Genomic DNA, 11,581 nt, shown 5'->3' on the forward strand with positions numbered 1-11,581 from the left:
CCTGTCCGGACTTTTTATGTCTTCACCCTCGCGACCGCTTCATGTTAGTACGCTAACAGCCATACTGATGCTCTGTGCCGCAGGGGCACAGGCAGGAGATACGCGCACCGTCACCCAACCCGTCACACCGCCGCCTTGTCAGACCCTTTATGCCAGCGGAACAGACGATGCAACGCAGGCAATCCAGACGGCGCTCAATACCTGCGCTCGCGGAAAAACAGTGCATCTGGCCGCATCAGAAAACTCGGATACCTTCTACAGTGGCCCACTCAGCCTGCCATCGGGCGTTAGCCTTGCGATTGATACGGGAACAACACTGAGGGCTGTCGCCAACCCGGCCCGCTTCGACACAGGCAAACAGACCTGCGGCACGCTGGATGATTCAGGGAAGGGCTGTAAACCGTTTATCTGGATTAAAGACGCGGTCGGCAGCGGGATTTATGGACAGGGGACAATTGATGGCCAGGGTGGCACGGTCATGGCAGGGCGAAACCAGACATGGTGGCAACTGGCAAAAGAGGCGCAAAAAAGCGGCAGCAAACAGAATGCGCCTCGCTTAATCCAGATTGATAGCTCCTCAGATATCACGCTGTATCAGATAACCCTCAAAAACGCGCCGAATTTCCACGTAGTGGGCAACCGCAGCAACGGGCTGACCTTGTGGGGGATCACTATCGACACCCCCGCTTTCGCACGTAATACGGATGGTTTTGATCCTATGGGCTCGACGAACGTGACGCTCATCCACAGCGTGATCGGCACCGGGGACGATAATGTCGCCATTAAGGCCGGGAATGCCAGCGCATCCCATATCTCCATTGTGGATAACCGCTTTGGCTCCGGACACGGCATGTCCATTGGTAGCGAGGTCAATAAAGGTGTGAGTGATGTGGACGTCAACCAGCTCACCCTGAACGGCACAACTAACGGGCTGCGCATTAAAAGCGACCGCTCGCGCGGTGGTCTGGTGACCGGGGTTACCTATCGCAATATCTGCATGGAAAACGTGAAAAACCCGATTGTTCTAAACACGCGCTACGAACCTAAAGAAGGGCATCTGCTCCCCATCTTTCGCGATATCACGTTTGAGCATGTGAAAGTGCTTACGGCAGGTGCGCTGACATTTCAGGGAGACAGCGACAGCAATCCGATTGTAACCACCCTGAAAAATGTGACGCTTGCCGGGGGTTCGGAAATGCACAAAAAATACGCTATTATCCAGGGCGCAATCGCGCCAGGCCCCACGGGATCATGCCCTTGAGATAAATGCGTGGGAACATCGCAAAGCAAAATATGGCCGTCATAGCGAAAGACCTCATCGCTGCTGCAAAAGTGACGGCGCTAAAAGCCAGCAATTCCGTGCTCACCCAGCCAGGCCACCAGCGTCTTAACCACCGGCTCCTGAATAAAAGTCATGATCTGGCGGGCTTTTCGGGCACCGATGCCCGGCAGACGCTGCCACGCCTGGTCGCTTCGATCCTGCATCTGCTGCCAGTGTGTATCCCCGGCGGCCTGAATTGCCGACGTCGTTAACGGCAGACCAAGGGCATAAACCCAGCGCACAAAGGGCCGCTCCCGGGCAAGTTCGAAGCGATGCCAAAGCTGCCGTCCGCGAGCAGGTGTTATCCCGGCTGTTTCCTGTAGCTGCGTTTCGGTTAACGCCAGCCAGGAAAAGAGATGTTCAAACCGATGCGCCTGATGCAACGCACGCCAACCCGCCTCCCCCAGCCCTTCAATATCCAGTGCCTGCTTTGAACTCAGCCACGTCAGCCGGGCCAGAAATTGCTCCTGACATTCTGGCGAGGCATAAAAACAGGTAAGCGGCGTGAAAACCGGGGCAGGCGGCTGCGGTTTAACGCGAACCTGCCCGCGCCAGACCACATCATCAATGCGTGGGATCCCTTGCCCTGCCAGGCTTACCACTACCCGATCGCCAGGCGCAATATCCAGTTCCTGCCAACGCCGCACAGAACCAACATTGACCCGCTGCACACGTTTATCGTCCAGTTGTACCGGCTCCAGATGGGCAACCACGGCAATTTTCCCGGTACGCCCGACGGTAAAGCGGATATTTTTCACCTCGGCGACCTGTTCGACTGGCGGATATTTCCATGCCGCGACCCAGACACCCTGCCCCGGGAGCCACTGTTTTCCTTGCGGCTCTTGAGCACTTCTTACCACCACGCCATCTGTCACAAAGGGCAGCGCGGTGGTGAACCAGCGCTCACGAAGGACCTCCACTTCACTGATATTGCTGACGGGCACACTGTAGCGTTCCACCCAGTCAAACCCGGCCTGCGTTAATAATTGCAGGCGATGCGCCAACGCTTGCGGCCCGTCCGGCCAGCTCCAGACAAAGACGGCAATATCGCTTAACACATCCGCTCCGCCTCGTCTCATCATGGCGCCCGCCACTTTGGCCCGGGCGTTCATGCCACCCATCTGTTTTTGAATATGACCATCACGCTTTAAAAACAGCTCGCCCTGTAAGACGCTGTTTGCCAGTGCGCCGGTAACAGTTTGCGGCAGTGCGGGAATACGGCGGGCATTCTCCGTCCAGTCTTCGCCTGCCAGTCCATTCCCCCGGCTGATGACCCGCTCCAGTTTGCCGTGGCGATAGACCAGTGTGACCGCCACGCCGTCCACTTTCGGCTGTGCCCAAAGCGCTGCTTTACCCGCCATCCATTTACGCAGCGCGTCTTTATTACGCAGTTTATCAACCCCCGTATGGGCAATCGGGTGCCTTACCGTACCGCCCGCTACGGCTGGCGCATCACGGACCGTCTCCTGCCCAAAACAGCGCCGCCAGTTCGCAAGCTGGGCATTGAGATTGTCGTAAACATCGTCGCTCACGGCGCTCGCGCCCTGCAACCAGTAATCCTCATTCCACTGCGCAATCTGTTTTTCCAGTTGTGCAATCTCTTGTTCTGCTCGCGCTGGCGCCCACACCGGGCAGGCCGCGTTACTGCATACGCTCCAGACCACCGCGCCGATCATCATAAATATCCTTATCCACATTTCGCCGCCTCCTTAGCTGAATGCAGCGGGTATATCGCGACGGAAATAGGTTTTCGAGGCAGTAAAACAGAGTTTGCGAGGTGGGTTCCGGCGTTTTTCACCGTTTGCAGAAAAAGGGTGGCAAATCAGGGAAAAGGCGCGCAAAACACCATTATCCACAGTAAAAAGTGTGACGAGGGCTACGTCACGTTGCGCCGTTGTGTATAATAGGCACGTATGTAAGTTTCCTTTCGCAATTCACATACAAAAGACTCTCATGGCTCAAGGCACGCTTTATATTGTTTCCGCCCCCAGTGGCGCGGGTAAATCAAGCCTCATTCAGGCTTTATTAAAAACCCAACCGTTGTATGACACCCAGGTTTCTGTTTCACACACCACGCGCGCGCCGCGTCCGGGTGAAGTGCACGGTGAACACTATTTCTTTGTTAATCATGCCGAATTTAAAGCGATGATTGATGATGACGCCTTCCTTGAGCACGCCGAGGTATTTGGCAATTATTACGGCACATCGCGCGCTACGATTGAGCAAGTTCTTAAAACCGGCGTAGATGTATTCCTGGATATTGACTGGCAGGGCGCGCAGCAAATCCGCATGAGAATGCCGCAGGCGCGCAGCATCTTTATTTTGCCGCCGTCGAAAATCGAGCTGGACAGACGTCTGCGTGGTCGCGGTCAGGACAGCGAAGATGTTATCGCAAAGCGCATGGCGCAAGCAGTTGCGGAAATGAGCCATTACGCAGAGTATGATTACCTTATTGTGAACGATGATTTCGATACCGCCCTGGGCGACCTCAAAACCATCATTCGCGCCGAACGTCTGCGTATGGGCCGCCAGATGCAGCGACATGACGCTTTAATCAGCAAACTGTTGGCAGACTGAACCCACATTCAGTATCATGCCCAGTCCATCACCATCTGTGGAGCATTTTAAATATGGCACGCGTAACTGTTCAGGACGCTGTAGAGAAAATTGGTAACCGTTTTGACCTGGTACTGGTCGCCGCGCGTCGCGCTCGTCAGATGCAGGTAGGCGGAAAGGATCCGCTGGTACCGGAAGAAAACGATAAAACCACCGTTATCGCGCTGCGCGAAATCGAAGAAGGTCTGATCAACAACCAGATCCTCGACGTACGTGAGCGCCAGGAACAGCAAGAGCAGGAAGCCGCTGAATTACAAGCCGTTACCGCTATTGCTGAAGGTCGTCGTTAATCAATAAGCGGGTCGCCCTTGTATCTGTTTGAAAGTCTGAATCAACTGATTCAAAACTACCTGCCGGAAGACCAGATCAAGCGTCTTCGGCAGGCGTATCTCGTTGCACGTGACGCTCACGAGGGCCAGACACGTTCAAGTGGTGAACCCTATATCACGCACCCGGTTGCCGTAGCCTGTATCCTGGCCGAGATGAAACTCGACTACGAAACGCTGATGGCCGCGCTGCTGCATGACGTGATTGAAGATACCCCCGCAACCTACCAGGACATGGAGCAGTTGTTTGGCAAAAGCGTTGCCGAACTGGTAGAAGGGGTGTCAAAGCTTGATAAGCTCAAGTTCCGCGATAAGAAAGAGGCGCAGGCCGAAAACTTTCGCAAGATGATTATGGCGATGGTGCAGGATATCCGCGTCATTCTCATCAAACTCGCCGACCGTACCCACAACATGCGCACGCTGGGCTCTCTTCGCCCGGATAAACGTCGCCGCATCGCCCGTGAAACTCTCGAAATTTACAGCCCGCTGGCGCACCGTTTAGGTATTCATCACATCAAAACTGAGCTTGAAGAGCTGGGCTTTGAAGCGTTGTATCCGAACCGTTATCGCGTCATTAAAGAAGTGGTAAAAGCTGCGCGCGGTAACCGTAAAGAGATGATTCAGAAGATCCTTTCTGAAATTGAAGGGCGTCTGCAGGAAGCGGGAATTCCGTGTCGCGTCAGCGGTCGCGAAAAACACCTGTACTCCATCTACTGCAAAATGGTGCTCAAAGAGCAGCGTTTTCACTCGATTATGGATATCTATGCCTTCCGCGTTATCGTCCATGATTCCGACACCTGCTATCGCGTGCTGGGCCAGATGCACAGCCTCTACAAACCGCGTCCGGGTCGCGTTAAAGACTATATCGCCATTCCAAAAGCGAACGGCTATCAGTCTCTGCACACCTCGATGATCGGTCCTCACGGCGTCCCGGTTGAAGTGCAAATTCGCACCGAAGACATGGACCAGATGGCGGAAATGGGGGTCGCTGCGCACTGGGCCTATAAAGAGCACGGCGAAACCAGCACCACCGCGCAAATCCGTGCCCAGCGCTGGATGCAAAGCCTGCTCGAACTGCAACAGAGCGCAGGCAGCTCGTTTGAATTTATTGAGAGCGTTAAATCTGATCTCTTCCCGGATGAGATTTATGTTTTCACCCCGGAAGGCCGCATCGTGGAACTGCCAGCAGGCGCGACCCCGGTCGACTTCGCCTATGCGGTTCACACCGACATCGGCCACGCCTGTGTGGGCGCACGCGTCGACAGGCAGCCGTATCCTCTGTCGCAGTCGCTTTCCAGCGGGCAAACCGTAGAAATCATTACCGCGCCGGGCGCTCGTCCGAACGCGGCATGGCTTAACTTTGTCGTGAGCTCGAAAGCCCGCGCCAAAATTCGCCAGTTGCTGAAAAACCTCAAGCGTGATGATTCAGTGAGCCTTGGCCGCCGTCTGCTCAACCACGCACTGGGTGGAAGCCGTAAGCTAGCGGAAATCCCGCAAGAACATATTCAGCGCGAGCTGGACCGCATGAAACTCGCCTCACTTGACGATCTGCTGGCGGAAATCGGCCTCGGCAACGCCATGAGCGTGGTAGTAGCGAAGAACCTGCAACAGGGTGAAGCGACGGCGACAGCGCAAAGCACCGGTACCGCCGCGAGCGTCAGCGCAAGTGGCGGACATTTGCCGATCAAAGGTGCGGATGGTGTGCTGATCACCTTCGCGAAGTGCTGTCGTCCGATTCCCGGCGACCCGATTGTGGCGCATGTTAGCCCCGGCAAAGGGCTGGTCATCCACCATGAATCTTGCCGTAACATCCGTGGCTACCAGAAAGAGCCAGAGAAGTTTATGGCCGTTGAGTGGGACAAGGACACCGCGCAGGAATTTATCACCGAAATCAAGGTAGATATGTTCAACCATCAGGGCGCACTGGCGAATCTGACCGCGGCAATCAACACCGCGTCTTCCAATATTCAAAGCCTGAACACGGAAGAAAAAGACGGCCGCGTTTACAGCGCCTTTATCCGTCTGACGTCTCGCGATCGCGTCCATCTGGCGAATATCATGCGCAAAATCCGCGTCATGCCGGATGTGATTAAAGTCACCCGTAACCGAAACTAGTATGTCTTACACAAAAGCATTCGAATTGCATCGAGGCAGCAAGCGAATGAAACCCCAAGAGCGTACAGAAGTACGTAACAGGGGTGAGAGAGTGCAGCTAACGCTGAGGCAATTTGAAGGATGAAGTGTATATGAATGCACAACGTTATGCGCGAATCCGCGAGATGCTGGCCAGGCGTCAACCGGACCTGACCGTCTGCATGGAGCAGGTCCACAAACCGCATAACGTCTCCGCGATTATCCGCACCGCAGACGCCGTCGGCGTACATGAAGTTCATGCCGTCTGGCCGAGTCGACGCATGCATACCATGCTGTCATCCGCTGCGGGTAGCAACAGTTGGGTGGAAGTGAAAACGCACCCGACCATCGGTGACGCCGTTTCCCAACTGAAAGCGGCGGGAATGCAGATCCTGGCGACACACCTCTCAGACAAAGCCGTAGATTTTCGCGAGATCGACTACACCCGCCCCACCTGTATTTTGATGGGGCAGGAGAAAACCGGAATCAGCCAGGAAGCATTAGATCTGGCGGATCAGGACATTATCATCCCGATGATCGGCATGGTGCAGTCGCTCAACGTCTCCGTCGCCTCTGCGCTTATCCTCTACGAAGCCCAGCGCCAACGACAAAACGCCGGTATGTACCTGCGCGAAAACAGCATGCTGCCAGATGAAGAACAGCAGCGTCGGTTGTTTGAAGGCGGTTACCCGGTACTGGCGCGCGTGGCAAAACGCAAAGGTCTGCCTTATCCCCGCGTCAACGAGCATGGCGAAGTGGACGCCGACGAAGCCTGGTGGGCCACCATGCAGGCTGCGAGATAATGCCTATGCAAGGTCGCCTGCTGGATGCCGTTCCCCTCAATACCCTGACCGGCGTTGGCGCGGCGCAGGCCAGCAAACTTGCAAAAATCGGCCTTCACACAGTGCAGGATTTACTGCTGCACCTGCCTCTACGCTACGAAGATCGCACCCAGCTCTACCCCATTGCCGACCTGCTGCCGGGCATTTATGCCACGGTGGAAGGCGAAGTGCTGAACTGCAACATTACCTTTGGCGGACGTCGGATGATGACCTGCCAGATAAGCGACGGTTCCGGCATTCTGACTATGCGTTTTTTCAACTTCAACGCGGCGATGAAAAACAGCCTCGCGACCGGGCGTCGCGTGCTGGCCTACGGTGAAGCAAAACGCGGGAAGTTCGGCGCAGAGATGATCCACCCGGAATACCGTGTTCAGGGCGATCTCAGTACCCCGGAATTACAGGAAACCTTAACGCCTGTTTATCCGACGACCGAGGGGATAAAACAGGCGACGTTGCGCAAGCTCACCGATCAGGCGCTGGACCTGCTTGCCACTTGCGCGATTGCTGAACTGCTACCGCCAGAGCTGGCACAGGGGCTGATGACACTGCCGGAAGCCTTGCGCACTCTGCATCGTCCTCCGCCGACACTGCAGCTTGCTGAGCTGGAAACCGGGCAACACCCGGCGCAAAGGCGTTTAATTCTCGAAGAGTTACTGGCACACAATCTCAGCATGCTGGCGTTGCGTGCCGGGGCGCAGCGTTATCACGCAAAGCCGCTGAATCCTCAGGATACGCTGAAAAATGCCCTGCTGGCCTCGCTGCCGTTCAAACCTACCGGCGCGCAAGCGCGCGTGGTGGCAGAAATTGAACGCGATATGGCGCTCGATGTGCCGATGATGCGCCTTGTACAGGGCGACGTGGGTTCCGGGAAAACGCTGGTGGCGGCGCTGGCGGCATTGCGGGCGATTGCCAACGGCAATCAGGTGGCCCTGATGGCGCCGACCGAGCTGCTGGCTGAACAACACGCCAACAATTTCCGCAACTGGTTCGCGCCGCTCGGTGTGGAAGTGGGCTGGCTGGCGGGTAAGCAGAAAGGCAAAGCGCGCCAGGCGCAGCAAGAGGCCATTGCCAGCGGCCAGGTACAAATGATCGTCGGCACGCACGCCATCTTCCAGGAACAGGTGCAGTTTAACGGCCTTGCGCTGGTGATCATCGACGAACAGCATCGGTTTGGCGTACATCAACGCCTGGCGCTGTGGGAGAAAGGCCAGCAACAGGGCTTCCATCCCCACCAGTTGATCATGACCGCAACACCCATTCCGCGCACCCTGGCGATGACCGCCTATGCCGATCTCGACACCTCGGTTATCGACGAACTTCCACCGGGCAGAACACCTGTGACCACCGTTGCCATTCCGGATACCCGACGCAGCGATATTATCGATCGCGTGCGCAACGCCTGTACCGGGGAAGGTCGCCAGGCCTACTGGGTCTGTACGTTGATTGAAGAGTCCGATCTGCTGGAAGCCCAGGCAGCGGAAGCCACGTGGGAAGAGTTAAAGCTGTCCCTGCCGGAGCTGAATATCGGCCTGGTTCACGGACGCATGAAGCCTGCGGAAAAACAGGCGGTGATGCAGGCCTTCAAACAGGGCGAAATGCATCTTCTGGTGGCGACCACCGTGATCGAAGTGGGCGTGGACGTGCCCAACGCCAGCCTGATGATTATCGAAAACCCGGAGCGTCTGGGTCTTGCGCAACTCCACCAGCTACGCGGTCGTGTCGGACGCGGCGCGGTGGCCTCACACTGCGTGCTGCTCTACAAATCACCGCTGTCGAAAACCGCGCAAAAACGCCTGCAGGTGCTGCGCGACAGTAATGACGGCTTTGTGATTGCGCAAAAAGATCTGGAGATTCGCGGCCCAGGCGAACTGCTCGGCACCCGACAGACCGGGAATGCCGAGTTCAAAGTGGCTGATTTGCTGCGCGACCAGGCGATGATCCCGGAAGTGCAGCGCATTGCCCGTCATATTCACGAACGCTATCCCCGGCAGGCCGAAGCCCTTATCGAGCGCTGGATGCCGGAAACAGAACGCTATTCAAACGCCTGATTACTGTTTGTGATAGACGTTATCAAAACTGACGTTCATGCCGCCGCAATAACCGCTATCACGAACGATTAAGTTGCCATTAACCAGTTGTGCCGCCCCGCTGCAAGTGTATTCCTCTTTCGGGTTTCCCCAGTGCAGCGCATTCCCTTGTGGCGTTATTGTCTCATCGAGATCGCCGGTATGGACAATGTCATATCCTTGCGAATCTTTTCCGCCATACCAGGTCGCCTGTCCCTCGACGTTAAGCTGCCCTTTCCCCACAGACGTAATATGAATTTCATTGTCACCCAATTCGGCATGCCATTTACCAGTCCATTCGGCAAGCGTCGCGTTGTGAATCGGCTGTTTTTCTAAGGACTTAGTGGGCATCCAGCCGACAAATTCATGCTTTTTCCCTGAGTACCAGACGCAGCTCCAGCCCGGCACTTCTTGTGCTACCAGTACCGTGTCACCCGCCACCAGATACGGTTTTGTTGCGCAGACTTCACCCTGCCCCGGGCAGCCGTCATCGTCGCGGTAAAAATGCACTTTAGCATTGGCATCGGTTTTCACTTTCGCCTGGTTGAAGACGCCTGGCCAGGTGGGGAAACTGCCATTACGACAGGTATGCAGATCGTATTCGTCAGCGAGACATCCGGCAGAGAAAAAAGCCAGGGCGAGCAGTATTTTTCCTTTCATATCAATCCCTAATTTTTAATTATCATGCGCGATTGCCGATGATTTTAGCATTGCGCAAATTCTGCAGAACGATAAAAGCGCGAACCACCTAAAATCGGGGGGCCTTAGAACCCAACTTGCCGCTCTCAACATTCTTTATAAAAGTACGTTTTATTGTTTAGCAACCGTTTGCTTTTACCAAACAGTCCGATAGAATCTCCGCTTTTCCATCAGGGGATTGTTTGCGATGTCTGTCAACACCATCGAGTCCGAAAATGCGCAAACGGTTGCGCATACCCAGCCCAGTGAGCTGATCTACCGCCTTGAAGACCGCCCACCGCTGGCGCAAACCATTTTTGCCGCGCTACAGCACCTGCTGGCGATGTTTGTTGGCGTTATCACGCCAGGCCTGCTGATTTGCCAGGCACTGGGTTTACCGGCTCAGGATACGCAGCACATCATCAGCATGTCGCTGTTCGCCTCCGGCGTCGCATCCATCATCCAGATTAAAGCCTGGGGCCCGGTCGGGTCCGGCCTGTTGTCTATTCAGGGCACCAGCTTTAACTTCGTTGCGCCATTAATTATGGGCGGAACCGCACTGAAAACTGGCGGCGCCGATGTGCCGACGATGATGGCCGCCTTGTTCGGCTCCCTGATGCTGGCAAGCTGTACCGAGATGGTCATCTCCCGCATTCTGCCGTTTGCCCGCCGTATCATTACCCCGCTGGTCTCCGGCGTGGTGGTGATGATCATCGGCCTGTCGCTGATTCAGGTCGGCCTGACGTCTGTGGGCGGTGGCTTCGGCGCGATGGCAAACCATACCTTTGGCGCGCCGAAGAACCTGCTACTGGCAGGTATCGTTCTTGCCATCATCATTCTGCTGAACCGCCAGCGTAACCCGTACCTGCGTATCGCCTCCCTGGTCATTGCAATGGCGGTCGGCTACCTCGTCGCCATGATGATGGGTATGCTCCCGGCTTACAACGCGCCGGGCAGCACCTTTATGATCCCTACGCCGCTGTATTATGGCCTGAGCATCGACTGGAACCTGCTGCTGCCGCTGATGTTGGTATTTATGATCACCTCGCTGGAAACCATCGGTGATATCACCGCAACCTCTGACGTTTCTGAGCAGCCGGTTTCCGGCCCGGCCTATATGAATCGCCTTAAAGGCGGCGTACTGGCAAACGGTCTGAACTCCTTTGTTTCTGCGGTGTTCAATACCTTCCCGAACTCCTGTTTCGGGCAGAACAACGGCGTGATTCAGCTCACCGGCGTCGCCAGCCGTTATGTGGGTTTCTTCGTTGCCGTCATGCTGATGGTGATGGGTCTGTTCCCGGCCGTTGCCGCCTTCGTTCAGCAACTGCCTGAGCCGGTGCTCGGCGGTGCAACGCTGGTGATGTTCGGTACCATTGCCGCATCTGGCGTACGTATCGTTTCCCGCGAGCCGCTGAACCGCCGCGCAATCATGATCATCGCCCTGTCGCTGGCCGTTGGCCTGGGCGTCTCCCAGCAGCCAATGATTCTGCAATTCGCCCCTGACTGGCTGAAAAACCTGCTCTCTTCCGGCATCGCTGCCGGTGGCATCACCGCTATCGTGCTGAACCTGGTTTTCCCTACCGATAAGCCGTAATTCCA

At 56.0% G+C, this 11,581-nt stretch carries 9 protein-coding genes; 7 read left to right on the top strand and 2 right to left on the bottom strand.

Going from position 1 to position 11,581, the window contains the following annotated elements:
- Nucleotides 1-16: 16 nt before the first annotated feature.
- Nucleotides 17-1,261, top strand: coding sequence for a glycoside hydrolase family 28 protein (locus IP582_RS24640; RefSeq protein ID WP_193794699.1), 1,245 nt, complete (start codon nucleotides 17-19; stop codon nucleotides 1,259-1,261).
- An 80-nt stretch (nucleotides 1,262-1,341) separates the two neighbouring features.
- On the opposite strand, the gene ligB is transcribed toward IP582_RS24640, so the two are convergent.
- A complete protein-coding gene (gene ligB, locus IP582_RS24645) occupies nucleotides 1,342-3,000 on the bottom strand; it encodes an NAD-dependent DNA ligase LigB (RefSeq protein WP_193794700.1) in 1,659 nt (552 codons plus the stop codon).
- Nucleotides 3,001-3,274: 274 nt separating this feature from the next.
- Here ligB and gmk point away from each other — a divergent pair, with 274 nt between their 5' ends.
- The 5 genes from gmk to recG all read left to right on the top strand — a co-directional run bounded on the left by gmk (nucleotide 3,275) and on the right by recG (nucleotide 9,286).
- A complete protein-coding gene (gmk, locus tag IP582_RS24650) occupies nucleotides 3,275-3,898 on the top strand; it encodes a guanylate kinase (RefSeq protein WP_039080107.1) in 624 nt (207 codons plus the stop codon).
- Nucleotides 3,899-3,951: 53 nt separating this feature from the next.
- Nucleotides 3,952-4,227, top strand: a complete 276-nt coding sequence (gene rpoZ, locus IP582_RS24655; protein WP_000135058.1) for a DNA-directed RNA polymerase subunit omega — start codon at nucleotides 3,952-3,954, stop codon at nucleotides 4,225-4,227.
- Between the two features lie 18 nt (nucleotides 4,228-4,245).
- On the top strand, nucleotides 4,246-6,378 hold the full coding sequence (gene spoT / locus IP582_RS24660) for a bifunctional GTP diphosphokinase/guanosine-3',5'-bis pyrophosphate 3'-pyrophosphohydrolase (protein ID WP_039080106.1): 2,133 nt from the start codon (nucleotides 4,246-4,248) through the stop codon (nucleotides 6,376-6,378).
- Nucleotides 6,379-6,509: 131 nt separating this feature from the next.
- Nucleotides 6,510-7,199, top strand: coding sequence for a tRNA (guanosine(18)-2'-O)-methyltransferase TrmH (gene trmH / locus IP582_RS24665; RefSeq protein WP_193794701.1), 690 nt, complete (start codon nucleotides 6,510-6,512; stop codon nucleotides 7,197-7,199).
- Between the two features lie 5 nt (nucleotides 7,200-7,204).
- Nucleotides 7,205-9,286, top strand: a complete 2,082-nt coding sequence (gene recG / locus IP582_RS24670; RefSeq protein WP_132440350.1) for an ATP-dependent DNA helicase RecG — start codon at nucleotides 7,205-7,207, stop codon at nucleotides 9,284-9,286.
- On the opposite strand, the gene IP582_RS24675 is transcribed toward recG, so the two are convergent.
- Nucleotides 9,287-9,964, bottom strand: a complete 678-nt coding sequence (locus tag IP582_RS24675; protein ID WP_193794702.1) for a hypothetical protein — start codon at nucleotides 9,962-9,964, stop codon at nucleotides 9,287-9,289.
- 226 nt (nucleotides 9,965-10,190) lie between these two features.
- On the opposite strand from IP582_RS24675, the gene IP582_RS24680 reads away from it, so the two are divergent.
- A complete protein-coding gene (locus IP582_RS24680) occupies nucleotides 10,191-11,576 on the top strand; it encodes a uracil-xanthine permease family protein (RefSeq protein WP_107222650.1) in 1,386 nt (461 codons plus the stop codon).
- Nucleotides 11,577-11,581: the final 5 nt, after the last annotated feature.

This window comes from Citrobacter sp. BDA59-3, assembly GCF_015167655.1.
GTDB classification, from domain to species: domain Bacteria; phylum Pseudomonadota; class Gammaproteobacteria; order Enterobacterales; family Enterobacteriaceae; genus Phytobacter; species Phytobacter diazotrophicus.